The sequence below is a fragment of the Lysobacter sp. yr284 genome (assembly GCF_900107375.1).
GTDB lineage: Bacteria > Pseudomonadota > Gammaproteobacteria > Xanthomonadales > Xanthomonadaceae > Lysobacter.
This window is the reverse complement of record NZ_FNPT01000005.1, coordinates 66,225-89,298: the sequence shown is the minus strand read 5'-3', so window position 1 is coordinate 89,298 and position 23,074 is coordinate 66,225. Positions and strand designations below refer to the sequence as shown.

Genomic DNA, 23,074 nt, shown 5'->3' with positions numbered 1-23,074 from the left:
AAGTAGATATGGCAAGGGAAGCACGGCAGTACACGAATGCCGATTTGTATGGGACTGATGGCCGTCCGCGGGCCGTGGATATTCATCAGGACGAAATCTACAACTGCTATTTCCTTGCGCCGATGGGTTCTCTCAGCGAACAGCAGCCTGATCGGATACGCGATGCTATTCGCTTTAACGCCGAGAGCGGCGAGTTCACGGTAACGCTTTATCGTCCGCCGAGCGCGGAGGAACGCGGCCGAGGGCAGAGCGATCCGATCCGGGAATCGATTGTCGTGTCGCAGGAGGATATTCGCCGGAATATCGGGGCGATGGGCGGCGGTGTCGCCGACAACAACCGCGAGCGCAATGGCCCCCTGTGGCCGACCGTAATCGAAGCCGGTTTCGCCGAATTGTATGGCCGCGATGCGCAGGGGCAAGTAAATCTGAGCAGAGGCTACCGCACAATCGGCGATCCGAGGGGCGGCGGCGGTCTGGCCGACGGCATGTATGCCTTGACCGGCGAGTCGGGCCGCAGCCTGCAGATCCGGAATCCCGACGCCCCACCGATGCGGCCCACCGGCCCCGACCATGTCAAACCTTCCGAGCCGCCGCCGTACCGGGCGCCTTTGCAGGGGGCCAAGTTGGAGCTGGATGCGGTTTACGCTGAGGTGGAGCAGGCGCTGGCGACTCATCGCCCGGTGTCGATGGCGACGCAGGGCCGGGACGTTCGCGATGGCCTTGAGGAAAGCCACGCCTACATGGTGGTGGGCGTATCGCGCGATGCGCAGACCAACGAACCACGGGTGACGTTGCGCAATCCTTACGGGAACAACGAGCGCGCCGACGAGGGCAACCAGAACATCGGCGCAGGCTGGAGCGCAAGCAACCCGGAGATCACGGTCGACCTCGATCGACTGGTCCGCGAGGGCAGTTTCGCCGAGTTCAATATCGGCCCCGCGCCGCGCGCGCAGATGCAGCAACCAGGTGCGCCTGCGTCCGAGCAAGGCGCATCGACGCAATCCGTTCAGCCCGAGCCAAGCCTGCCGACGCCTTCGCCCGCCGAAACACCGGCCATCACCGACCGCGCCCACTCCGGCCACGAACGCTTCCAACAGGCATTGGCCGCGATCGAGCGTTCGCCGAACATCCCCGCCGGCGCACTCTTGGGCGAACGCTTGCAGCAAGCCGCCGCCAATCTGGCCTACGCCAGCCTCGCCGGCGCGCAGCGGCCGCAAGGCGGACAGAACGAGCGGCTGGATCGAATCGATTTCGCCGTGTTCAACAACGACCGCAGCGGCCTGATCGCGGGTCAGGGCGAACTGGGCAACCCGACGGCGAAACTGGCCTTGCTGCCGGCGACGCAAGACAGCGCCACCAGCCTGGCGCAGGCCTCGCAGCAGATTCGCTCCACGCTGGCCCAACAGCCGGCGCAAGCGCATGGCGGCGAGCGCACGCCGCCCGCGCCGATGCAGGACGATCCGGCGTTCAAGGCGCCGGCGCGGTAACGAGTGAACCTGCGGGCCTGCGTCGCTTGCGGGCGATATGGCCGATGGCCGCGCTGGGAACCGCAGTTGTTTACCAGCCGCGCGACCGCCTCACTCGCGATCGTCGCGGGTCCACACCCCGCCGTCCTCGACCTTGACCGGGAACTTCGCCACCGGTTCGTACGCCGGCGCGCACAGCGGCCGGCCGTCGCGCACGTCGAAGCGCGCGCCGTGCAGCACGCACTCGATGCTGGCCTGTTCGGCGTCGAAGGTGCCGGAGGACAATTCGAAGTCCTCGTGCGAGCAACGGTCTTCCAGCGCGTAGTAATCGCCGTCGTAGTTGCACACGAAGATCGCGGTGTCGCCGTCCCAGGCGACGGTGGACTCGCCCGGCAGCAGTTGCGAGGTGGCGCAGACGAAGACCCAGTCGTTCATCGGCAGCTTCCTTGTTGGGTGACGCGGAAAGAGGAGCACGGGAACCGGCAGGGAGGATAACCGGGGCGCGCGAGGCCGGGCCGGTACCCGTTGCGGGCTTCCCCGGTTTCCCCGCTTCCCCAGCCTTACAGCGCCTTTTCCAGCACCTCGAAACTCAGGTCTTCGCGCTTGGGCAGGCCGAAGCGCGCGTCGCCGTACGGGAACGGCTTGAACCGGCCGGTGCGCAGGTAGCCGCGGCGCACGTAGTACTGGATCAGTTCCTCGCGCACGTTGATCACGGTCATGCGCATCGTCGGCGTCTGCCATTGCTCGCGCACGATCCGCTCGGCCTGGGCCAGCACGCGCTTGCCGATGCCGCCGTTCTGCAGCCCCGGGTCGACCGAGAACATGCCGAAATAGCCGGCGCCGTCCTCGATCGCGATGTGCGCGCAGGCCAGCAGACGCGGGCCGCCGCCGTCGTCGAGCTCGGCCAGCAGGATCATGTTCTGCGGCTTGGCCAGCACGGCGTGGATCTCGTCGGCGCCGGTGCGGCGGCCGTCGAGCAGGTCCGATTCGGTGGTCCAGCCGCGGCGGCCGGAGTCGCCGCGATAGGCCGATTCGACCAGGGCCACGACCGCGTCGGTGTCGGCCAGGGTCGCGGGGCGGAACGTCAGGGCGTCGAGGCTCATGCGAGTAGCGTGCGGACTTTGTTGAGGGCGGCGACGAAGGCGTCGATTTCTTCGAAGGTATTGTAATAAGCCAGCGAGGCGCGGCAGGTGGCCGGGACCCCGAAATGCTGCATCAGCGGGTGCGCGCAGTGGTGGCCGGAGCGGATCGCCACGCCTTCCAGGTCGAGCAGGGTGGCCAGGTCGTGGGCGTGCGCGCCCTCGACCAGGAAGCTCACCACCGCGGCCTTGTCCGGCGCGGTGCCGAAGATGCGCAGGCCCGGGACCTCGCCGAGCGCGGCGGTGAAGCGCTCCAGCAGCGCCTGTTCGCGCGCCTCGATGTTGTCCATGCCGAGCGCGGACAAATAATCGACCGCAGCGCCGAGCCCGGCGAAACCGGCGATGTTCGGCGTGCCGGCCTCGAAGCGGCGCGGGCCGTCGGCGAACACGGTGCCTTCGAAGCGCACTTCCTTGATCATCTCGCCGCCGCCGATGAACGGCGGCATCGCGTCGAGGTGCTCGCGCCGCGCCCACAGCGCGCCGGTGCCGGTGGGGCCGCTCATCTTGTGGCCGGTGAGGGCGTAGAAGTCGCAGCCGATCGCGGCGATGTCGAGCGCGCGGTGCGGCGCGGCCTGCGAGCCGTCGACCAGGGTGGCGATGCCGCGCTTGCGCGCTTCGCGGCAGATCTCGCGCACCGGGTTGACCGTGCCGAGCACGTTGGAGACGTGGGTCAGCGCCAGCAGCTTCACTTCGGGGGTCAGCAGCGAATACAGCCGGGCGAGGTCGAGGCGGCCCAGTTCGTCGAGTTCGGCGACCTTGATCGTCGCGCCGGTGCGCTGCGCCACCAACTGCCACGGCACGATGTTGGCGTGGTGCTCCATGCGCGTGAGCACGATCGCGTCGCCGGGCTGCAGCCGCGGCAGCGCCCAGGAATAGGCGACCAGGTTGATCGCGAAGGTGGTGCCGCTGCACAGCACCAGTTCGTCGCCGCGCACGTTGAGGAAGCGCGCCAGCTTGGCCCGGGCGCCCTCGTAGGCCTCGGTGGCCTCGGTGCCGAGCGTGTGCACGGCGCGGCTGACGTTGGCGTTGTGGCGGCGGTAGAAATCGTCGACGGCCTCGATGACCGCGTTCGGCTTCTGGCCGGTATTGGCCGAATCGAAATAGACCAGCGGCTTGCCGTGGACTTCGCGGGTGAGGACCGGGAAATCGGCGCGGACGGCGGCCCAGTCGATGGCGGTGGTGGTGGGGGCAGCGACGGTCATCGTGATCCCGATAAGCGAGGAATAGGCGGGAAGGTGGGCGAAGCGGGCGCGGGCGGCGAAGCGCGGTCGCCCGCGCCCGGCGCCGCCGCGCGCAGCGCTCGCGTCAAGCGGGTTGCAGCCGTTCCAGCGCCAGGTTCAGCCGCACCTCCAGCATCGCCCGCACGCTGTCGTCCTCGAGCACCGAGACGGTCTCGCGGCAGAACGCGGCGGTGAGCAGGGCGCGCGCGGCTTCGGCCGGTAGGCCGCGCGAGCGCAGGTAGAACAGGGCGTTGGCGTCGAGCTGGCCGACGGTGGCGCCATGCGCGGCCTGCACTTCGTCGGCGTGGATCTCCAGCACCGGCTGGGTGTCGATCTCGGCGCCTTCGCTGAGCAGCAGGTTCTTGTTCGACAGCTCGGCGTTGCTGCCGTCGGCGCCTTCGCGGATCAGGATGCCGCCGTGGAAGGCGGCGCGCGAACGGCCGGCGCCGAGGCCGCGCCAGACCAGTTCGCACTGGGTGTCGCGGCCGACATGATCGATGCCCAGGCGGGTATCGAGATGGCGGCGGCCGGTGGCCAGCAGCACGCCGTTGGCGTGGACCTGCGCGCCCTCGCCGTGCAGCGCGGCGTTGAGTTCGTGGCGGCTCAGCGCGGCGCCCAGTTCCAGGTCGAGGCGGCGGTACTGCGCGGCGCGCGCCAGCACCGCGTCGGTGCGGGCGATGACGGTCGCGCCCAGCGCCTCGTCCTGCACCCGCGCGTGCGCGAGCTGCGCATCGGGGGCGAGGTGGACGTGGGTCAGGCTGTTGCCGAGGTGGGTGTGGCTGTCGCTGGCCAGGTGGTGCTCGACCACGGTCAGGCCGGCGCCCTCGCGCAGTTCGATCAGGTGGCGCAGGTGCCAGGCGCGGTCGCCCTCGCTCGGGCTGGCGACGAACACCAGGTGCACGGCGGTGTCGGCGCGCACGCCGGCGTCGACGCGCAGCACCGCGCCTTCGTCGGCGAGCGCGGCGTTGAGGCGGGCGAACACTTCGTCGGCGCGCTCGAAGCGGCGGGCGAGGAAGTTGGCTTCGCGCGCGTCGTCGCCGGCCAGCACCCGCGACAGCGGCTGCAGGCTCACGCCCGCCGGCAGGCCGGACAGGTCGCTGTGGACGGCATCGAAGCGGCCGTTGTGGAAGACGATGCGCGGCGCCGGGATGCCGGCGACCGCGGCGGCGTCGAACGCCGCGGGCGCGGCGTCGGCGGGGGCGAAGGCGCGGCGTTCCAGCGAACGCAGCGGGGTGTACTTCCAGGCTTCGGTGCGCGGGCCGGGCAGGCCGTCGCGCAGCGCGGCGTCGAGCGCGGCGCGGCGGGTCTGGCCGAGGCCGGCGGCTTCGCGCGCGGGCAGGGCGTCGAAGGCGGAAGCGAAAGCGTCGAGCAAGGCGCTCATCGGGTGGTCTCCTGTGCTCGCGCCGTCAGGCCGCGCTCTGCGGCGCGACCCGGTCCTTGAGCCAGGCGTAGCCGTGCGCTTCCAGCTCCAGCGCCAGTTCGGCGCCGCCGGTTTCGACGATGCGGCCGTCGGCGAGCACGTGGACCACGTCGGGCTTGATGTAGTCGAGCAGGCGCTGGTAATGGGTGATGACCAGGAACGCGCGCTCGGGCGAGCGCAGCGCGTTGACGCCGTCGGCCACGGCCTTGAGCGCGTCGATGTCCAGGCCCGAGTCGGTTTCGTCGAGGATCGCCAGGCGCGGTTCGAGCAAGGCCAGCTGGAAGATCTCGTTGCGCTTCTTCTCGCCGCCGCTGAAGCCTTCGTTGACGCCGCGGTGCAGCAGCTCGTCCTTCAGGTGCAGCACGGCGAGCTTCTCGCGCACCAGCTTGAGGAACTGCATCGAATCGAGCTCGGCCTCGCCGCGCGCCTTGCGCTGGGCGTTGAGCGCGGCGCGCAGGAAGTAGGTGTTGTTCACGCCCGGGATCTCGACCGGGTACTGGAACGCCAGGAACACGCCGGCGGCGGCGCGTTCCTCCGGCTCCAGCGCGAGCAGGTCGCGGCCGTCGAACTCGACGCTGCCGGCGGTGACCTCGTAGCCTTCGCGGCCGGCGAGCACGTTGCCGAGCGTGGACTTGCCGGCGCCGTTGGGGCCCATGATGGCGTGCACCTGGCCGGGGATCAGCTCCAGGGTCAGGCCCTTGAGGATTTCCTTGCCGGCGACGGAGACGTGGAGGTTTTCGATCTTGAGCATGGCTGGATTCTTGGTGGGTTCAGTCGTCGAGCCGTTCCAGGTCCGCCAGATCCTGCAGGCGGCCGACGGCCTTTTTGTTCTTGCGCAGATCGTCGATTCCGATGACCGAGACGCTGGTTCCCGCGAGCGGCACGATGAGCCGGTTCGGGAAGCATTCGTCGAAGTCCACGCCATCGGCGAAGTTGATCAGTTCGATCTTGTTCGGTTCCGTTCCCAGGACCAGCATCGCGCGTGGAGCGCAGAAAGCGGCCGGTTCGGCCTGCAGGTCGGCGAAACCGAAGTCGCGCAGCGCGCCGATCAGCCGGCGTGCGTTGTCCTCGGTGCCGCGGAACCAGACGCCCATGTCCTGGGTGTATCGCACATGCCCATGCACGCCGAGGGCGATGCCGCCGACCAACATGTAATCCACGCCGTTCGCGCCCAGTGCGGCGAGGAAGTCGCGCCAGTCGTCAGGGAGCCGGGACATCGCGCAACTCGATGACGTAGGCGAAGGGCGGATTGCCGTTCTTGAACAACTCGTTGCCCTCGCGATGCAGGTTCAGCGTTTGCTGCAAGCGCTCTTCCAGCGGACGCGAACGCCAATAGCGCGACGAACCGGCGTTTTGCTCGTCCGGGGCGACGAAACGCAAGGTGCGCACGACGCCCGCGCTCATCCGACCGAACCTTCCAGGCTCACTTCCAGCAGCTTCTTGGCCTCGACCGCGAACTCCATCGGCAGCTCGCGGAACACGCTCTTGCAGAAGCCGTCGACGATCATCGACACCGCGTCTTCCTCGCCGATGCCGCGCGAGCGGCAGTAGAACAGCTGGTCTTCGCTGATCTTGGAAGTGGTGGCCTCGTGCTCGACGGTGGCGTCGGGGTGCCTGACCTCGATGTAGGGGAAGGTGTGGGCGCCGCACTTCTTGCCGATCAGCAGGCTGTCGCACTGGGTGTGGTTGCGCGCGCCGGCGGCGCTCTTCTCCACCTTGACCAGGCCGCGGTAGGTGTTCTGGCCGCGGCCGGCGCTGATGCCCTTGCTGACGATCTTGCTCTTGGTGCGCTTGCCGACGTGGATCATCTTGGTGCCGGTGTCGGCCTGCTGGCGGTGGTGGGTCAGCGCGACCGAATAGAACTCGCCGACCGAGTCGTCGCCCAGCAGCACGCACGAGGGGTACTTCCAGGTGATCGCCGAACCGGTCTCGACCTGGGTCCAGCTGATCTTGCTGCGCGCGCCGCGGCATTCGCCGCGCTTGGTCACGAAGTTGTAGATGCCGCCGCGGCCTTCCTCGTCGCCGGGATACCAGTTCTGCACCGTGGAGTACTTGATCTGCGCGTCTTCCAGCGCGACCAGTTCGACCACCGCGGCGTGCAGCTGGTTCTCGTCGCGCATCGGCGCGGTGCAGCCTTCCAGGTACGACACGTAGGCCTGGTCCTCGCACACGATCAAGGTGCGCTCGAACTGGCCGGTGTGGCCGGCGTTGATGCGGAAGTAGGTGCTCAGCTCCATCGGGCAGCGCACGCCCTTGGGGATGAACACGAAGCTGCCGTCGGAGAACACCGCCGAATTGAGCGCGGCGAAGTAGTTGTCGCCGACCGGAACGACGCTGCCGAGGTACTTCTGCACCAGTTCGGGGTGCTCGCGGATCGCCTCGGACATCGAGCAGAAGACGATGCCTTTCTCGGCCAGTTCCTTGCGGAAGGTGGTGCCGACGGAGACCGAGTCGAACACCGCGTCCACCGCCACGCCGGCCAGCCGCGCGCGCTCGTGCAGCGGCACGCCGAGCTTGTCGTAGGTGTCGATCAGCTCCTGCGGCACCTCGTCGAGCGAGTTGTACTTGGCCTTGGGCGCGCTGTAGTAGCTCAGCGCCTGGAAGTCGATCGGGGCGATGTTGAGCTTGGCCCAGTGCGGCATCGGCATGGTCAGCCAATGGCGGTAGGCGGCCAGGCGCCAGTCGGTCATCCACTGCGGCTCGTTCTTCTTCGCCGACAGGGCGCGCACCGTGTCTTCGTCCAGGCCCGGCGGCAGGCTGTCGGACTCGATGTCGGTGACGAAGCCGGCCTCGTAGCGGCGGCCGAGCTGCTCGTGGATCTCGCGATTGGCGAGGTCGCCCGCCTGCGCGGGCGCGGTCTTGATGTCGGTGGCCATGGCGGCTGCCTACTGTCTATGCGCCGGCCAGGCGCAGGTCGATGCGCTTGGCGGTGGCGGCGGGTTCGGTGGAAAGTGGGGACGCGAAAGCCGGGGCGGGCGCGAGCATCTGGGCGAGGGTGACGTTGCTGAGCGCTTCGACCACGACGTCGTTGATCCAGCGCCAGTTGGCGCGCACGCCGCACTGGCGCTCCAGGCCGCACTGGCCTTCGTGCAGGCTGCATTCGGTCATGCCGAGCGGGCCTTCCATCGCCTCGACGATCTCGATCAGGCCGATCTCGTCGGCCGGACGGGCCAGCCGGTAGCCGCCGTTGGCGCCGCGGAAGCCCTCGACCAGCCCGGCCTGGGCCAGCGGCTTGAGCACCTTGCTGACCGTCGGCGCTTCCAGGCCCGCCCGTTCGGCCAGTTCGGCCGCGCTGAGGACGCGGTCGTGCTGGGCCGCCAGGACGGTCAGGACGACCGTGGCGTAGTCGGTGAGCTTGGTGACGCGGAGCATCGGCGTGGGGGCGCTGAGGGCTGGCTTGAATTCGTACCGAAATTGTACGGTTTTATTCCGCCGGGGGCCAGCCGGGGGTTTTGCGCGATTCAGCGGCCTGGGCGACGCCGCGGCGCCCGGCTCCGCAGCCCGGCGCGGCGACGCGCATCGGCATGAACGCGGCGGAAAAAGCGACCCCGGCGATAGCGGCGGACGCCCCCGGCAGGCGAGAATGCCGGTTCGTCATTTTGGAAATCGTCATGCCGCGCAAGATCGCCGCCCGTCGTTCAGCCATCCACGGCAACGGTGTATTCGCCGTCGCCCCGATCGCCAAGGGCGAACGCGTCATCGAGTACAAGGGCCGCCGCCGCACCCACGAGGAGGCCGACGCCGGCGACACCGGCGATGCCGACTCCGGCCACACCTTCCTGTTCACCCTCAACGACGAGTACGTGATCGACGCCAATTACGACGGCAATACGGCGCGTTGGATCAATCACAGCTGCTCGCCCAACTGCGAGGCGGTGCTGAACGAGGACGAAGGCGACGACCGCCGCCTGGACCAGGTGTTCATCGAGGCGATCCGCGACATCGTCCCGGGCGAGGAGCTGTCCTACAACTACGGCATCACCCTGGCCGAGAAGCACACCAAGGAACTCAAGAAGATCTGGGAGTGCCGCTGCGGCTCGCCGGACTGCACCGGGACGATGCTGCAGCCGAAGAAAGACAAGAAGAAAAAGAAGAAGGACAAGGACAAGAAGAAGGACAAGAAGAAAAAGAAGGACAAGAAGGGCAAGAACAAGGACTGACGGGTCCGCGCGAGGCGGCGGCCGCTGCCTGTAGGAGCGGCGCGAGCCGCGACTGCGCCAATGGGGCGTCCGCGCAAGTCGGATGCCTTGCGTACGTCCCGGCCGGCCCACAGGCCGGGTGAAGCGTAAGAAGCTGGGCTTTCGCCGGCGCTTCGTTTTCGCGGTCGCGGCTTGCGCCGCTCCTGCAGCTGGGGCATCCGGCTACGTCCGGACCGGCCGATTGCGCAAACTCCCCGCGCAACTTCCCCCGCGTACGAAGGTCCGATTCCCGACGCCCCCGCGTCGCCAGGACACTGCGATGCGTTCGCCGCCACGCCGCGATAACGCGGTGCGGCGACAATGGCCGCCGGTCCGCCGTCGCGGCGCGCGCTTCCCGCATCGTCTTCCGCATCGTCCAGGAGTGGTTCCATGAGTTCGATCCAAGGCAAAGTCGCCGTCGTCACCGGGGCCGCGAGCGGCATCGGCAAGGAAATCGCGTTCGAGCTGTCCCGCGCCGGCGCCGCCATCGCCATCGCCGACCTCAACCAGGCCGGCGCGCAGGCGGTGGCCGACGAGATCGCCGCCGCCGGCGGCCGCGCCATCGGCGTGGCCATGGACGTCACCGACGAGGCCGCGGTCAACGCCGGCATCGAGCAGGTGGTCGCGCAGCTCGGCGGCATCGACATCCTGGTGTCCAACGCCGGCATCCAGATCGTCAATCCGATCGAGAACTACGCGTTCTCCGACTGGAAGAAGATGCTCGCCATCCATCTCGACGGCGCGTTCCTGACCACCAAGGCCGCGTTGCCGCACATGTACAAGGGCGACAAGGGCGGGGTGGTGATCTACATGGGCTCGGTGCATTCGCACGAGGCCTCGCCGCTGAAGTCGGCCTACGTCACCGCCAAGCACGGCCTGCTGGGCCTGTCGCGGGTGCTGGCCAAGGAAGGCGCCAAGCACAACGTGCGCAGCCACGTGGTCTGCCCGGGCTTCGTGCGCACGCCGCTGGTGGACAAGCAGATTCCCGAGCAGGCCAAGGAACTGGGCATCAGCGAGGACGAGGTGATCAAGAAGGTCATGCTCGGCAACACCGTCGACGGCGTGTTCACCACGGTCCAGGACGTGGCCCAGACGGTGCGCTTCCTGGCCGAGTTCCCGAGCGCGGCGCTGACCGGGCAGAGCTTCGTGGTCAGCCACGGCTGGTACATGCAGTAAACCGCTGCGTGGAGGGCCTTCAGGCCCGATGCCTCCCGATCCGATCGCTGGAATGGGAACACAGGCATCGGGCCTGAAGGCCCTCCCGCCCAGGGCCGCCACGACCCGGCCGCCACGATCGGAGGCCACCATGCCCGCTCCGCGTTCCCGCAAGACCGCCGCCCGCGCCGCGCGCGCGCCGGCCGAGCGCGATCCCCGTCCGTCCGCGCCGGCCAAGCGCGATCCCAAGCCGGCGACGCCGGCCAAGCAAGACCCGCCGGCCAAGACCCCGGCGCGCAAGGAACCGCCCAAGCGTCCGCCCGCCGCCGCGCGCGCCGCTGCGCCGCCGGCCCGCGCCCGCCGCGCGGCCGGGCCCGCCCCGGCGACCCCGCGCCAGGCGCGCCGCGCCGAAGCCACCGAACGCGCCACCCGCGAATCGGCGCGGCGGGTGCAGGACGCCGCGCCCGCCTTGCCCGAGAACATCGCCCTGGTGCTGCAGGGCGGCGGCGCCCTCGGCGCCTACCAGGCCGGCGTCTACCAAGGCCTGTTCGAAGCCGGGATCGCGCCGAACTGGATCGCCGGCATCTCCATCGGCGCGTTCAACACCGCGATCATCGCCGGCAACCCGCCAGACCGGCGCATGGCCGCGCTGCGCGCGTTCTGGGACACGATCTCGCGCCCGAACCTGTTCCCGGCGACCACGCTCGGCCAGGAAGCGCGCTTCGACGGCATCGACGCCGACACCCGCGCCTGGCTCGACACCTGGGAGGCCTGGCGCGCGCTGATCGAAGGCCAGCGCGGTTTCTACCAGCCGCGCGCCTGGCTCGGCCCCGACCCGTCGCTGTGGGCCGGCGGCCAGCCCGGCCCCGCCGCGGCGAGCTTCTACGACACCTCGCCGATGATCGCCACGCTCGAGCGGCTGGTCGACTTCGACCGGCTCAACCACGGCGGCATCCGCGTCAGCGTCGGCGCGGTCAACGTGCGCACCGGCAACCTGGAATATTTCGACAACACCCAGATGCGCCTGGACGCGCGCCATATCCTCGCCTCCGGCGCGCTGCCGCCGGCGTTCCCGGCGATCGAGATCGACGGCGAGTTCTACTGGGACGGCGGGCTGGTCTCGAACACGCCGCTGTCGCAGGTGCTGACCGCGAGCCCGCGCCGCGACACCCTGGTGTTCCAGGTCGACCTGTGGAACGCGCGCGGCGAGCTGCCGCAAAACCTGCTCGACGTGGCCGAACGGCAGAAGGAAATCCAGTACTCCAGCCGCACCCGCCTGATCACCGACACCCAGCGCGTGTTCCAGCACTACCGCCGGCTGCTGCGCGAACTGCTGGAAGAGATCCCCGAGGACGTGCGCGCGAGCAACCCCTGGGCTCAGCACGCGGCCGAACTGGCCTGCGACCGCCGCTACAGCGTGATCCATCTGATCTACCGCGACCGCGCCAAGATCGGCCATTTCAAGGACTACCAGTTCGGCCGGGTGGCGATGCGCGAGCACTGGCTGTCGGGGCAGGGCGACATCGCGCGGGCGCTGAGCCATCCGGACTGGCTGCAACTGCCGCTGGGCGAGTCGGCGTTCGTGGCGCACGACGCGACCGCGCCCTGAGCGCGTCGGTACCGCTGTGCCCGGCCGCTTCGGCGTTATTCCCTGTAGCAGCGGCGCAAGCCGCGACCGCGACACCGCGGCTGCGACGCAACCGGTCCTACCGCGGTCGCAGCTCGCGCAGCTCCTACAGTCGGGTACGAAACCACGGTCGCCCCCTGTAGCAGCGGCGCAAGCCGCGACCGCGCTCGTTCACGCCGACGGCGCGAGTCCGATGCTCCGCGGTCGCGGCTCGCGCCGCTCCTGCAGGAATGACGCCGCGGCCTGCGCCGCTTGACCTTTGTCATGCCGCGGCCGTGCGCCCGCCTGAGCGCCGCTCCCATGGCTCCGATGCGCCGCGAACGCCGAGGGTTGCCATGACTTACGCCAGTTAGCGCAAAGCCGCCGCGCCGCTAGTCTGCGCGCCGTCGCGGTGCCGTTCGCCGCGACCCGTGCGCGGCGCCGTTCGCCCGCAACGGTCCACGCCGTCCGGGGAAGCGCGCCATGCGCCATCGTTGCACCATCAGCCTGCTGGCCGCCGCCTGCGCCATCGTCTTGCTCGCGCCATGCGCGCACGCCGTGGAGATCGACGGGCGCATCGACCCGCAGGAGTGGGCCGGCGCCCAGCGCATCGACGACTTCCGCCATACCCAGCCGCTCTCGCGCGAGCCGGGCCGGCTGCCGACCCAGGCCTGGCTGATGGCGACCGAGCGCGGCCTGGCCGTGGCGTTCCGCAACGCCCAGCCGGCCGGAGTGCCGCGCATGCGCCAGCACACCCAGCGCGACGGCGACGGCACCGTCGACCGGGTCAACCTCTACGTCGATTTCGACGGCGACGGCCGCACCGGCTACAACTTCACCGTGACCCTGGCCAACAGCATCACCGACGCCACCGTCACCAACGAGAACCGCTTCAACAACGACTGGGACGGCCACTGGCTGCACGCCACCAGCGAAGACGAGCAGGGCTGGTCGGCCGAGATGCTGATCCCCTGGCACATCGCGCCGATGCGCGGCGGCGCCGACGGCACCCGCACCCTGGGCATCCAGCTCGACCGGGTCGTCGCGTCCAGCGGCGAGCGCCTGTCGTGGCCGGCGGTGCACTACACCGAAGCGCGCTACCTGAGCGCGTTCAACCGCGTCGAGGTGCCGGCCTACCGGCAATCGCTGCTGGCGATCACCCCGTATGTGGTCGGCATCGGCGACGCGGTCGGCCACGCCAGCGACGTCGACGGCGGCTTCGACCTGTTCTGGAAACCCAGCGGCGCGTTCCAGCTCAGCGCCACCGTCAACCCGGACTTCGGCCAGGTCGAGAGCGACGAGCTGACCGTCAACTTCAGCGCCACCGAGAGCTTCTTCAGCGACAAGCGCCCGTTCTTCACCGAGAACCAGGGCTTCTTCGACGTGCCGTTCGGTTCGTACAACAACAGCCGGCTGATCTACACCCGCCGCGTCGGCGGCCAGGCCGACGACGGCCACGGTTCGGGCGACGTGACCGCGGCGATCAAGCTCAACGGCAGCGCCGCCGGGCTCAACTACGGCGTGTTCGCCGCCAGCGAAGGCGACGCGGCCGGCCGCGATTTCTACGCCGCCCGCGTCACCCGCGATTTCGAGCGCTTCGGCCTGGGCGCGATGGCCACCCGGGTCGAGCGGCCGTTCCAGGACCGCACCGCCAACGTCTACGAATTCGACCAGCGCTGGGCGCCGAACGCGCAATGGTCGCTGCGCGGCACGGTGGTGGCGTCCGACGTGCAGCAGCGCGGGCGCAACCGGCGCGACAGCGGCGCGCAGCTGCGGGTGGACTACGACATGGGCGGCGGCTGGCGCCAGCAACTGTACGGCCTGCACCTGGGGCGCGAGCTGATGCTCAACGACTTCGGCTACCTGGAACGCAACAACTTCAACTACCTGCGCTACGACCTGGCCAAGCGCACGACCGCGCTGCCGGCCGACTCGGCCTACGCCGGCCAGGACTGGCACTTCGCCGTATCGCGGCGCTACAGCGACGACGGCGTGCGCATCGCCGACGCGGTCGCGGTCAACCGCCAGAGCAACATGCGCGACGGCGGCACCGAGTTCGTCGAAGCCTCGCTGTGGAGCGGCGGCCACGACGATCTGCTGACCCGCGGCCACGGCGTGGTGCGGATGCCGGCCAAGGGCTTCCTGAGCTACGAACGCCTGCGCCCGCGCCAGGGCAACAGCCCGTGGTCGCTGTACACCGAGGCCTACTACAAGGCCGACGGGCTCGGCGATCTCGAGCAGGGCCGGGCCACCTTGTACCTGGAGCCGAGCTACCAGGTCAGCGACCGCACGCTGCTGTTCGCCGGGCTCGAATACAACCACGATCCGGCCTGGCTGCTGTGGCGCGGCGACAACCGCATCGCCGATTTCCGCGCCGACATCCTCAGCCTCAACGGCGGCCTGCAGTGGTTCATCGACGACAGGCAGGAGCTGCGGGTGCGGCTGGAGACCATCGCGGTGGACGCGCGCCGGCGCCAGGTCTACCGCGTCGACGGCGCCGGGCGGCCGCTGCCGGTGGACGAGGCGGTGCCGGACTTCAGCCTGCGCAATCTCGCCTTCCAGGTCCGCTACCGCTACGAACTGGCGCCGCTGTCGTACCTGTACATCGCCTACGTGCGCGGCGGCGAGATGTTCGAGGAAGGCGCGCGGCGGCGCGACGTCGGCAGCGAGTTCGGCGATGCGTTCGGCCTGCGCGACAGCGAGCAGTTGCTGGTCAAGCTGTCGTACCGGTTCGAGATTTGACCGCCGTCGCGCGCAGGCGACGACGACGGTAGCGGCGCGCGAACGCGGCGCGGGTCGATGTTCCGGTATCGGCCGCGCGCGCGGGGTGTGACCGCGCGCCTGGGATCGCCGATGCGGCCGGCAAAGGGCTTAGCAGTACCGGTTCGGCGCGCGCGGCGGTGCTAGACGTTCGCCCCGGCACGCCAACCCCTGCGCGTGCCGGCGCGCGTCTCCCCGCGCGCGCACGGCCGCTCGCCGGGCCGTGCGCGCACGCGGGCGGCGGCGTCCCCGCCTACCTCCGACAAGGAGCAAGTCCATGGACGTTCGTGCCATACGCCGTGCCGCCCGTATCGCCGGCTGCACCCTGGCGCTGAGCCTGATCGCGTTTTCCGCCGTCGCCGCCGGCGGCAAGGGCGTGACCTGGCGCAAGGCCGGCCACGCCAACGGCGTGGATCGCGTCGCCTGCTTTTCGCCCGAATGCGACGCCTACCGGGGCGACACCGTGTGTTCGGCGCGCCTGCCGGTGCTGTGCCTGAACCAGGACGGCGCGCCTTCGCCGGTGCCGACCGACTATTACAACGGCTGGGCCAAGGGCAACATCGCCCTGAGCCGCGCGGTGCGCGGCGATTCGTTCAAGTCGCGCGGCGAAGCCGATGCGTTCTGCCGCGCCGAGTTCGGCCCCGGCTACCGCATGGCCGGCCACCACGACGGCGACGGCGGTTGGGGCTGGCAGGCCTACGGCAACATCGATGCGGCCACGCGCTTCTGGATCACCGTGATCGACCAGCCCAGCAGCTGCTGGAACTGAGCGCATGCGCGCGGCGGCCGCGCTTCAGTCGCCGCGCGCTGCGCTGCGCTCGCCCGACCATTCCAGCCCGACATACAGCGCGCGCCCGTCGCCGGGCAGGACGTTGCGCCCGTCCTGCCCGCGCGCATCGGCGATCGCGTTGGTGCTGGCGATCCACTTGCGGCCGGCGAGGTTGCGCGCATCGGCGAACCAGTTCCACTGCGCGGCGATGCGCCCGCCCACGCGCAGGCCGGCCACCGCGTAGCCGGGCGCCTTGAAGCTGTTGGCGTGGTCGATCCAGTAGTCCTGCGGCGCCCATTCCAGGTTTGGCTCGATGTACAGGCGTTCGTCCGCCGACCAGCGCAGCTGCGCGCGCAACTGTTGCGGCGGCACGCCAGCGAGCGCGTTGTCGCCGTAGACGCGGTCGCGGTCGAAGCGGAAGTCGTTGTAGAGATAGTTGGCCGACAGCGTCCAGGCGCGGGCGAAGTTCCAGCCCGCGCCGAACTCGACGCCCTGGTGCAGGGTGCGGCCGGCGTTGACGGTGCCGAGCGGATTGCCGTCGCGGTCGTTGAGCGAGAGCAGTTCGCCGCGGATGCGCGCGCGGTACACGGCGAAATCCAGCGACAGGGTGTCGCGTTGCAGGCGCAGGCCGAACTCGCCGCTGTCGGCGCGCTGCTTGTCCACCGGCGTCACTCCGGGGCCGCCGCTGAGTTCGCCGAAGCTCGGCGGTTCCAGGCTGCGGCTGAGGTTGGCGTACAGCTGCAGGCCGTCGCCGGCGAGGTAGCGCAGGCCGAGCTTGGGGCTGACCCCGCGGTAGCGCTGGTCGAAGCTTTCGTCGCGGCCGCCGGCGATCAGCAGATCGCGCGAGCGCCGCTGCGAACGCAGCGCCTGCGCGCCGAGCGACAGCGCCCACTGCGGCGACAGCCAGCTCTGGTTTTCCAGGTACAGCTTGGCGTTGCGCGCGCGCTGGTCGAAGCGGTTGCTCGGCGCGCCGGCGCGGCCGGCGAGGTTGAACCAGCGCCGGTCGTCGACGTCGCCTTGCGCGTAGGCGACGCCGGCGACCAGGTCGTGGCGCAGGCCGAGCGCCTGGTAGCGGCCGCGCCAGCGCAGGTCCAGGCCGTAGTCCTGGCTGTCCTGGCGCAACACCTGGAAGATCGGATGGTGCAGCGACTTGTCGGCGTAGTACGCCGACAGCGTCAGCGTCCCGGCGGCCGAAGGCGACCATGCCAGGCGGGCGGAGAGACGGTCCAGGCGATAGTCGCGGCGCTGGTCCAGCGACAGGTTGCCCGGCGCGGCCAGGCGCGGATCGCGCCGCGATTCGGCCAGGGTGAGATTGCCGGGCAGGGCCGAGCGGGTATCGACATGGGTGAAGTAGACGCGCCCGTCGAGGCTGTCGCCGAAGCGGTAGCCGGCGTTGGCGAACAATCGATAGTTTTCCTGTGCGGCGTGGTCGCGAAAGCCGTCCTGGCGCAGGCCGCTGAGGCTGGCGTAGCCGTCGGCGGCGCCGACGGCGCCGGCGACGGCGAACTGGCCGCGGCGATAGCCGAACGCGCCGGTTTCGATGCGCGCGCGCAGCGGCGCGGCGTCGTAGCCGGTCGGGGAGACGAAATCGATCGCGCCGCCGAGCGTGGCCGCGCCGTACTCCAGCGCGTTGGCGCCGCGGTAGACCTCGATGTAGCGCGCGCTCAGCGGCTCCACCGCCTGGAAATCGAAACCGCCGTCGGCGAGGTTGAGCGGGCTGCCGTCCTGCAGCAGTTCCAGGCCGCGGCCGTGGAAGGTGCGTTGCAGGCCCGAGCCGCGGATCGACAATCGCGCTTCCTCGGCGCCGAAGCGCGGCTGCACGAACACGCCGGGCGCGTAACCGAGCGCATCGGTCAGCGTGCTCACGCGGCCGCCGCGGTAGGACTCGCCATCGATCCAGGCGGTCGCGCCGGCGCGCTGGGCCAGGCGCTCGCGCGCCTGCGCCGGGGCGGCGACCGTGGTCGGACGCTGGCCGTGCACGCGCAAGCGGTCGAGCGTGGTCGCCTCGGCGGCGGCGGACTGCGCATGGGCGGCGCCGGCGAAGGCCAGCGACAGCAAAACCGGCGAAAGCGTGACGATGCGCATGCGAGGTCCTGGCCGCGGGAAAATGTCGGCCAGCCTAGTGCCGGGTCCGCACGCGCAGATGCGGCAAAATGCCGCGCCATCGGACCTGGCCGTTCGCGCCGCGACACCGCGTCAGACTCTCTTGATGGGCGCGCCGCGCAACGCTTTTGCGGAAGGACCTTCAGGCCCGATGTTCTCGTTCCGGATCGCAGCCCCACTCACGCCGCGCTTTCCACCGCCACCTCCGGCGGCACCGGCTTGATCCGCAACGCCCACAGCACGCCCGCCACCAGCAGCCCGATTCCGGCCAAGGTCAGCGCCGGCGGCCACTGCCCGCGCAGGATGAAGGCGTAAGTCAGCGCGAACAGCGTCTCGAACACGATCAACTGCCCGGCCAGCGCGGTCGGCAGGCGTTGGCTGGCTTCGTTCCAGCACAGCGTGCCGACCCACGAAGCGAGCAGGCCGATGGCGACCATCAGCGCGACGAAATAGCCGGCGCGCGGGCCGAACGGCATCGGGAACGGCGAGTGGGTCGCGCCCATGTACAGCCACAGCGCGATGTAGCCGGCCAGCGCCAGCGGCAGCGTCGCCACGCCCTGCGCGGTGGCCCAGCTGCGCGGGCTGCGGCCGGGGTGCGCGCGCAGCCAGTCGGCGTTGCGCAGCGGGTACCAGGTCCAGCAGATCACCGCGCCGAACGCGAGCAGTCCGCCGAGCGCGTAGCGGCGCAGGTCGGCGTGCGACTGCGCCTGCAGTTCGCGCAGTTCGGCGCGGTTGACGCAGGCGATGCCGAGCGCGATCAGCAGCAGCGACGGCGCCAGCCGCGCCCACGGCAGACGGCCGTCGCGGCGCGCGTTGCGCAGGTTGGCGCTGATCGCGATGATCACCGGCAAGGTGCCGATGATCATCGTCGGCAGCGGCCCGCCGGCGCGCTGGATCGCGCTGGCCAGGCACAGGTAGTAGAGCAGGTTGCCGATCAGCGACAGCTTCAGCGCCTCGATCCAGTCGGCGCGGCCGAGCTGGCGCAGCGCCTTGCGGTCGAGCCAGGCCAGCGGCAGCGCGATCAGGCCAAAGGCGAGGTAGCGGCCGACCGACTGCAGCGCGGCCGGGTATTCGGGCAGCAACAGCGGGCCGACGAAGACCAGGCCCCAGATCAGGCCGGCGAGCAGGGCGTAGAGGGTTCCTAGCAGCATGGCCGCAGGATGGCGCGGCGCGGCGGGCGGCGTCTTGTACCAGATTGCGGTCCGGCGCGAAGGGCCCCTGCAGGTGCGGCGCGAGCCGCGACCGAGGGCTCGCACGATCGCGCCGCAAGCGCGGTTTCGCAGTCGCAGCCCGCGCCGCGCTTACCGCGGACTATCGGCTCAGCCGCGCAGCTGCTTCTGATAGCGCGCCGGGGTGATCCCGTAGCGACGCTGGAACGCGCGGGTGAAGTGGGCCTGGTCGGTCAACCCGGTCTCCGCGGCGATGCGCGCCGCAGGCAGGCCCGCGGCGAGCAGGCGCTTGGCCTCGTACAGGCGCAGCGCCATCAGCATCTGTTGCGGGGTGACGTGATACTGCGCGCGGAACTGGCGCAGGAAGTGGAACGGGCTCAGCTCGGCGACCGCGGCCAGTTCTTCCAGGGTCACCCGCTCGGCCAGTTGCGCGCGCAGGTAGTCCAGCACCGGGGCGAAGCGCTTGGGCGCTTCCGGCCGCGCCCGCCGCGGCATCCGCGCGTGGTCGCGGAATTCGTCGAGCAAGGCGTGCAGATGGCTGTCGAACGCGAGCGGTTCGCGCGCATGCCACAGCGCATCCAGGCGCGCGGTGACCCGGCGGGCGCGCGCCGGATCGTGGCGCACCGCGTCGTCGAACCACCAGCCTTGCTCGCCGGTGATCCGCGCGGCGGCCTCGGGTTCGACGTAGATCATCCGGTAGCGCCAGCCCTCGGCGGTGACCGCGTGGCCGGTGTGCAGCACGTCCGGATTCATCAGCACCAGCGAGTCCGGCGGAGCGAGGTGGTCGCTGCCGCGGTAACGGAAACGCTCCACGCCCGATTCGATCGCGCCCAGGCCGTAGGCCTCGTGGGTGTGCGGGTCGAAGGAGTGGCGGACGATGTGGGCGCGGTAGAGCTCGACCCCCGGACGATGCGCGACCTGCCGGAACTGGGCGGCGTCGGAGGTGGCGTCGAAGCGGGCGGGCACGCCTTGCATGGGGCGAGTATGGCATGTGGGTTTGGGGGGCGCGGCGATCTGAGACGAAAGCATCGGGCCTGAAGGCCCTCCCACAAAAGCAGGGCGCATCGGGTCTAAGAGCGCTGCCACACGGGCCTGCGCCTTCGGCCGCAGCCGGCTGTCGTGGGAGGGTCTTCAGGCCCGACGCTTTTGTCTCAGGCCGCGATCAATCCCTGCGCGAACGCCACGCCTCCAGCGCCACCCAGGTCCGCGGCGTCATGATCTCGAACCAGCCGGCCCGCGCGGTGCGCCGCCCCAGCACCACCAGGGCGTGGTCGCGGCTGAGCAACCAGCGCGCGCCCGCGGCATGGGCCAGTTCCAGGAACTTCTGGTCGTCCGGATCGGCGCAGCGCGGCAGCTTGGTTTCGCCTTCGCCAGCGTGCGCGAACGGCCGCAGCAATTCGTCGTACTCGCGCAGGCAGCGCGCGCGCGCCGCCGGATCGAGCCGGAGCTGGGGATAGTCGAGGATGCGCTGCCATTCTTCGCGGCAGGGCGCGTCGGTGACCGCGGTCACCGCGCCGCTGCGCAGCGCCTGCAGCAACGGCGCCACCGCCGGGTCGGCGAACGCGAACAGGTCCAGGCAGACGTTGCTGTCGAGCACGATCCGCGGCGCGGCGCTCATGCGTGCGGCCGCGGCGTCAAAGATCGTCCTCGCCGGGGAAGGACACGCTCAACTCGCCGACTTGCAGCAACGCGCCTTGCTGGGGGTAGCGCTTGTCGTCGCTGGAGAACTCGCCGTCGCCGGCCGGCACCTTGGCTTGCGTGGGTGCGTCCTCGGCCAGGCCCAGGCGCGCGTTGCGCCGCACCGGATCGCCGTCCTTCGGCGCGAGCGCGCCGCCGTTCCAGTCGGAAACGATCCCGCCGTAGTCCCAGTCCAGGCCGAAGAAGCGCAGCGGCTTGCCGTTGAGGCGCGCCAGTTCGCTCAGCTTCAGGCCCATCTTCAAACCGTTGTCCAGGCGCCAGCGGCTGCGCGGTTCGTCGACGACGACGATCGACAGGCCGCGCAGTTTCTCGCTGTCCTGGAAATAGACGCGCGCGCGCCGGGTCGGGTCGCCGTCGAACAGGCGCACGCCGCGGAATTCCTCGCCTTCCGCGCCGGGCAGGTGCTCGTCGATGGCGACGTTGTCGGCGCCGAACAACTGGCGCAGCTGTTCGACGCCAAGATCGGGCGCGAGCGCGCCGGGCAGCACGTAGTCGCTCACCGGCGCGAGCGCGGGCCGCGCGGTCGCGTCGTTCGACGCGGTCGTCGTTGCCGGTGCCGTCGCGGCGGTCGCAGCGGGCTTGTTCGCGGCCGCTGCGGTGGCCGCGGGCGCCGCCGCCTCGCGCTGGCAACCGGCCAGGGCCGCGGCGAACGCCAGCGTGGCGGCGAGGCGGGTCGCGCTCACGGCTTAAGCTCGCGGATGTCGGCGCTGGCGATGCGCCAGGCGCGCTGTTCGGCGCTGGCGCCGTCGACCACGGTGCGGCGCAGGGTGTAGCCGCCGACGTAGCGGCGCTGGCTGCCGTCGCGCTGGGTGGCGGTGATCGAGACCGGCACTTCGATATGGCGCTGGCCGGCGCCCGCGTCGACCCGGCCCGCCGGCGCCAGTTCCACGCTCACCCCGGCGGTCTGAGCGAAACCGTTGGCGAACTGTTGCGCGTCCTGGCCGCTGGCGCGGCCGCCGTCGGACCACAGCGCGTAGGCGCGGCCGTAGTTGCGGCTGTTGATCGCGGCGTAGTAATCGCGGACCACGGCGCCGGCGTCCTCGGCGGTGGGTTCGGTGGCGGCGCCGTCGGCGGGCGGATTGCCGGCCGCGGCGGCATCGGCGTTGGCGGGGTCGGCGCTGGCCGGCACCGGCACGGCCGGATCGGTCGCGGCGACGGCGGCGGGATCGGCCGGCAGCGCGGCGGGATCGGCCGGCGGCAACGGGTTGCCGTTCTCGTCCAGTTGCGCCTCGGCGACCGGGGCGCCGGCCGGGCCGGGCTGGCCGGCTTCGGGCATGCCGGTGATGCCGCCGCGGCCGCCGCCTTCGGGCACCGGCAGCGCGGCGGCCTCGCCCGCGGCCGTGCCGTCGCCGCCCGCGGCGGCGTCCTTGCCGCCGCAGGCGGCGAGCGCGGCCGCCAGCGCGGCGGCGGTCAACAGGGCGAACACGGGCGAAAGGCGCATGGCGGAATCCTGGACATCCGGGGCGCGCCGCGATGGCGGCGCGAGTCGGCCAGTGTAAGCCGCGCCGGCGGGCTGCGGCGTTCGCGCGTTGGCGGTCCGCCGCCGCGGCGGCTCGGTGCGCAGCGTGGGTTCAGCGGTGCGGGATCGGCGGGTGCGCTTTGCGCTTCAGGGCGCGGCGCGGGGTCGGGTGTGCGCAGGTGCGGATGCGCGCGCGGGCGGGTAGGGGCGCGGTCGCGGCTTGCGCCGCTCCTACAGGGAGGCTGCCGCGGCTGCGATCCGGCCATGGGCGTGCAGTGAGTTCGCGCAGGGCGCAACCGCTGCTGCGATCCGCCTGGCGAGGCGCGATCGCGGGACGCGCGTTCGCCGCGGAACTCGCGTTTACTGCAACTTCGCCGTTATCAGCACACCGGTCAGCTCCCAGCGTTGTTCGACCTGGTTGCGGCGCAGGCGATACCAGCCCGTGTAGCGACGGTTCTCGCCGTTCTCCAGGGTCGCGCGCAATTCGACCGGAATGCGCAGCAGTTCCGGTACCGGTTCGCGGTCCAGCGGCTCCGGCGTCCGGTTCTCGATGCGCAGCCCGCGCAGGTTGCTGAGCGCGCGCAGGCCGCCTTCCTCGCTGCTGCGCGGCATGCGCTGGTAGCCCCAGAACTTGTCGGCGGCGTCGCGATCGCCGGCGCCGACGCGTTGCAGGTAAAGGTGCAGGGTGCCGACGGCGTCGTTGTAGGCCTGCAGGCGCCGCTGTTCCAGCGCCTGGGCGCGCAGCTGCGCGGCGCTGGGCGTGGCGGCGGCTTGCGCTGCCGGCGCCTGGGCCGGCGGGGTGCGGCCGTTGTCGCCGTCGTCGTCGGCGCTGCGCTGGCAGGAGCAGCCGACGAAGGTCAGCGCGAGCAGGGCGGGAATCAGCAATCGCATGGCGTCGGTCCGCAGGCGCGCCGGGCGGCGCGTCGGCGATG

21 protein-coding genes and 1 pseudogene are annotated in these 23,074 nt (G+C 70.7%); 6 read left to right on the top strand and 16 right to left on the bottom strand.

The annotated features are described in order from the left end of the window. Window positions 1-8 precede the first annotated feature (8 nt). On the top strand, window positions 9-1,487 hold the full coding sequence (locus BLV01_RS10350) for an XVIPCD domain-containing protein (protein ID WP_139178601.1): 1,479 nt from the start codon (window positions 9-11) through the stop codon (window positions 1,485-1,487). A gap of 90 nt (window positions 1,488-1,577) precedes the next feature. On the opposite strand, the gene BLV01_RS10345 is transcribed toward BLV01_RS10350, so the two are convergent. The 9 genes from BLV01_RS10345 to BLV01_RS10305 form a co-directional block, all read right to left on the bottom strand. Beyond that, a complete protein-coding gene (locus BLV01_RS10345; protein ID WP_091798491.1) occupies window positions 1,578-1,901 on the bottom strand; it encodes a Rieske (2Fe-2S) protein in 324 nt (107 codons plus the stop codon). A gap of 125 nt (window positions 1,902-2,026) precedes the next feature. After that, on the bottom strand, window positions 2,027-2,569 hold the full coding sequence (locus BLV01_RS10340) for a GNAT family N-acetyltransferase (protein ID WP_091798488.1): 543 nt from the start codon (window positions 2,567-2,569) through the stop codon (window positions 2,027-2,029). Further along, the gene (locus tag BLV01_RS10335; RefSeq protein WP_091798485.1) at window positions 2,566-3,807 is read right to left on the bottom strand and encodes a cysteine desulfurase; all 1,242 of its coding nucleotides are present in this window, start codon (window positions 3,805-3,807) and stop codon (window positions 2,566-2,568) included. Before BLV01_RS10335 ends, BLV01_RS10340 begins: the two co-directional genes overlap by 4 nt. A gap of 103 nt (window positions 3,808-3,910) precedes the next feature. Then, window positions 3,911-5,206, bottom strand: coding sequence for a Fe-S cluster assembly protein SufD (gene sufD, locus BLV01_RS10330; RefSeq protein ID WP_091798481.1), 1,296 nt, complete (start codon window positions 5,204-5,206; stop codon window positions 3,911-3,913). Window positions 5,207-5,231: 25 nt separating this feature from the next. Beyond that, on the bottom strand, window positions 5,232-5,996 hold the full coding sequence (gene sufC / locus BLV01_RS10325) for a Fe-S cluster assembly ATPase SufC (RefSeq protein ID WP_057946636.1): 765 nt from the start codon (window positions 5,994-5,996) through the stop codon (window positions 5,232-5,234). Window positions 5,997-6,015: 19 nt separating this feature from the next. Further along, window positions 6,016-6,396, bottom strand: coding sequence for a hypothetical protein (locus BLV01_RS10320; protein WP_139178600.1), 381 nt, complete (start codon window positions 6,394-6,396; stop codon window positions 6,016-6,018). A 49-nt stretch (window positions 6,397-6,445) separates the two neighbouring features. After that, window positions 6,446-6,649, bottom strand: a complete 204-nt coding sequence (locus tag BLV01_RS10315; protein ID WP_091798475.1) for a hypothetical protein — start codon at window positions 6,647-6,649, stop codon at window positions 6,446-6,448. Continuing rightward, window positions 6,646-8,121 carry a Fe-S cluster assembly protein SufB gene (gene sufB / locus BLV01_RS10310; RefSeq protein ID WP_091798472.1) on the bottom strand — a complete coding sequence of 492 codons (1,476 nt, stop codon included), beginning with the start codon at window positions 8,119-8,121 and terminating at the stop codon, window positions 6,646-6,648. The genes BLV01_RS10315 and sufB overlap by 4 nt, the downstream gene beginning before the upstream one ends. 16 nt (window positions 8,122-8,137) lie before the next feature. Then, window positions 8,138-8,617: an SUF system Fe-S cluster assembly regulator gene (locus BLV01_RS10305; protein WP_091798469.1), complete on the bottom strand. Its 480-nt coding sequence runs from the start codon at window positions 8,615-8,617 to the stop codon at window positions 8,138-8,140. Between the two features lie 239 nt (window positions 8,618-8,856). Here BLV01_RS10305 and BLV01_RS10300 point away from each other — a divergent pair. From BLV01_RS10300 to BLV01_RS10280, 5 genes and pseudogenes are all read left to right on the top strand, one after another. Next, window positions 8,857-9,321: pseudogene (locus tag BLV01_RS10300) on the top strand (SET domain-containing protein-lysine N-methyltransferase); the annotation flags it as partial. A gap of 492 nt (window positions 9,322-9,813) precedes the next feature. Further along, window positions 9,814-10,599 (top strand): 3-hydroxybutyrate dehydrogenase, encoded by a 786-nt coding sequence (locus BLV01_RS10295; RefSeq protein ID WP_091798467.1) that lies wholly within the window; start codon window positions 9,814-9,816, stop codon window positions 10,597-10,599. Between the two features lie 130 nt (window positions 10,600-10,729). Then, window positions 10,730-12,187 (top strand): DUF3734 domain-containing protein, encoded by a 1,458-nt coding sequence (locus BLV01_RS10290; RefSeq protein ID WP_091798464.1) that lies wholly within the window; start codon window positions 10,730-10,732, stop codon window positions 12,185-12,187. 480 nt (window positions 12,188-12,667) lie between these two features. Next, window positions 12,668-14,926 (top strand): DUF5916 domain-containing protein, encoded by a 2,259-nt coding sequence (locus tag BLV01_RS10285; protein WP_091798462.1) that lies wholly within the window; start codon window positions 12,668-12,670, stop codon window positions 14,924-14,926. Window positions 14,927-15,221: 295 nt separating this feature from the next. Continuing rightward, complete coding sequence (locus BLV01_RS10280) at window positions 15,222-15,713, top strand: hypothetical protein (protein ID WP_091798459.1); 492 nt, start codon at window positions 15,222-15,224, stop codon at window positions 15,711-15,713. A 24-nt stretch (window positions 15,714-15,737) separates the two neighbouring features. Here the strand turns inward: BLV01_RS10280 and BLV01_RS10275 are convergent, their stop codons facing one another. The 7 genes from BLV01_RS10275 to BLV01_RS10245 all read right to left on the bottom strand — a co-directional run bounded on the left by BLV01_RS10275 (window position 15,738) and on the right by BLV01_RS10245 (window position 23,033). Beyond that, a complete protein-coding gene (locus tag BLV01_RS10275; RefSeq protein ID WP_091798457.1) occupies window positions 15,738-17,798 on the bottom strand; it encodes a TonB-dependent receptor family protein in 2,061 nt (686 codons plus the stop codon). A 197-nt stretch (window positions 17,799-17,995) separates the two neighbouring features. Further along, entirely contained in the window at window positions 17,996-18,967 is a 972-nt protein-coding gene (locus tag BLV01_RS10270; protein WP_091798454.1) for a DMT family transporter, read from the bottom strand. 168 nt (window positions 18,968-19,135) lie between these two features. After that, window positions 19,136-19,960, bottom strand: coding sequence for an AraC family transcriptional regulator (locus BLV01_RS10265; protein WP_091798451.1), 825 nt, complete (start codon window positions 19,958-19,960; stop codon window positions 19,136-19,138). Window positions 19,961-20,147: 187 nt separating this feature from the next. Further along, the gene (locus tag BLV01_RS10260; RefSeq protein ID WP_091798448.1) at window positions 20,148-20,603 is read right to left on the bottom strand and encodes a PIN domain-containing protein; all 456 of its coding nucleotides are present in this window, start codon (window positions 20,601-20,603) and stop codon (window positions 20,148-20,150) included. Window positions 20,604-20,619: 16 nt separating this feature from the next. Further along, entirely contained in the window at window positions 20,620-21,366 is a 747-nt protein-coding gene (locus BLV01_RS10255) for a hypothetical protein (protein ID WP_091798444.1), read from the bottom strand. Further along, window positions 21,363-22,124 carry a hypothetical protein gene (locus tag BLV01_RS10250; RefSeq protein WP_091798441.1) on the bottom strand — a complete coding sequence of 254 codons (762 nt, stop codon included), beginning with the start codon at window positions 22,122-22,124 and terminating at the stop codon, window positions 21,363-21,365. The genes BLV01_RS10255 and BLV01_RS10250 overlap by 4 nt, the downstream gene beginning before the upstream one ends. A 378-nt stretch (window positions 22,125-22,502) precedes the next feature. Beyond that, window positions 22,503-23,033 (bottom strand): hypothetical protein, encoded by a 531-nt coding sequence (locus tag BLV01_RS10245; protein WP_139178599.1) that lies wholly within the window; start codon window positions 23,031-23,033, stop codon window positions 22,503-22,505. Between the last annotated feature and the right edge of the window lie 41 nt (window positions 23,034-23,074).

Bases quoted from the DNA above. Each gene is read 5' to 3' on its own strand.
- BLV01_RS10350 (WP_139178601.1), top strand. From the start codon at position 9: ATGGCAAGGGAAGCACGGCAGTACACGAATGCCGATTTGTATGGGACT.
- BLV01_RS10345 (WP_091798491.1), bottom strand. From the start codon at position 1,901: ATGAACGACTGGGTCTTCGTCTGCGCCACCTCGCAACTGCTGCCGGGC.
- BLV01_RS10340 (WP_091798488.1), bottom strand. From the start codon at position 2,569: ATGAGCCTCGACGCCCTGACGTTCCGCCCCGCGACCCTGGCCGACACC.
- BLV01_RS10335 (WP_091798485.1), bottom strand. From the start codon at position 3,807: ATGACCGTCGCTGCCCCCACCACCACCGCCATCGACTGGGCCGCCGTC.
- sufD (WP_091798481.1), bottom strand. From the start codon at position 5,206: ATGAGCGCCTTGCTCGACGCTTTCGCTTCCGCCTTCGACGCCCTGCCC.
- sufC (WP_057946636.1), bottom strand. From the start codon at position 5,996: ATGCTCAAGATCGAAAACCTCCACGTCTCCGTCGCCGGCAAGGAAATC.
- BLV01_RS10320 (WP_139178600.1), bottom strand. From the start codon at position 6,396: ATGTTGGTCGGCGGCATCGCCCTCGGCGTGCATGGGCATGTGCGATAC.
- BLV01_RS10315 (WP_091798475.1), bottom strand. From the start codon at position 6,649: ATGAGCGCGGGCGTCGTGCGCACCTTGCGTTTCGTCGCCCCGGACGAG.
- sufB (WP_091798472.1), bottom strand. From the start codon at position 8,121: ATGGCCACCGACATCAAGACCGCGCCCGCGCAGGCGGGCGACCTCGCC.
- BLV01_RS10305 (WP_091798469.1), bottom strand. From the start codon at position 8,617: ATGCTCCGCGTCACCAAGCTCACCGACTACGCCACGGTCGTCCTGACC.
- BLV01_RS10295 (WP_091798467.1), top strand. From the start codon at position 9,814: ATGAGTTCGATCCAAGGCAAAGTCGCCGTCGTCACCGGGGCCGCGAGC.
- BLV01_RS10290 (WP_091798464.1), top strand. From the start codon at position 10,730: ATGCCCGCTCCGCGTTCCCGCAAGACCGCCGCCCGCGCCGCGCGCGCG.
- BLV01_RS10285 (WP_091798462.1), top strand. From the start codon at position 12,668: ATGCGCCATCGTTGCACCATCAGCCTGCTGGCCGCCGCCTGCGCCATC.
- BLV01_RS10280 (WP_091798459.1), top strand. From the start codon at position 15,222: ATGGACGTTCGTGCCATACGCCGTGCCGCCCGTATCGCCGGCTGCACC.
- BLV01_RS10275 (WP_091798457.1), bottom strand. From the start codon at position 17,798: ATGCGCATCGTCACGCTTTCGCCGGTTTTGCTGTCGCTGGCCTTCGCC.
- BLV01_RS10270 (WP_091798454.1), bottom strand. From the start codon at position 18,967: ATGCTGCTAGGAACCCTCTACGCCCTGCTCGCCGGCCTGATCTGGGGC.
- BLV01_RS10265 (WP_091798451.1), bottom strand. From the start codon at position 19,960: ATGCAAGGCGTGCCCGCCCGCTTCGACGCCACCTCCGACGCCGCCCAG.
- BLV01_RS10260 (WP_091798448.1), bottom strand. From the start codon at position 20,603: ATGAGCGCCGCGCCGCGGATCGTGCTCGACAGCAACGTCTGCCTGGAC.
- BLV01_RS10250 (WP_091798441.1), bottom strand. From the start codon at position 22,124: ATGCGCCTTTCGCCCGTGTTCGCCCTGTTGACCGCCGCCGCGCTGGCG.
- BLV01_RS10245 (WP_139178599.1), bottom strand. From the start codon at position 23,033: ATGCGATTGCTGATTCCCGCCCTGCTCGCGCTGACCTTCGTCGGCTGC.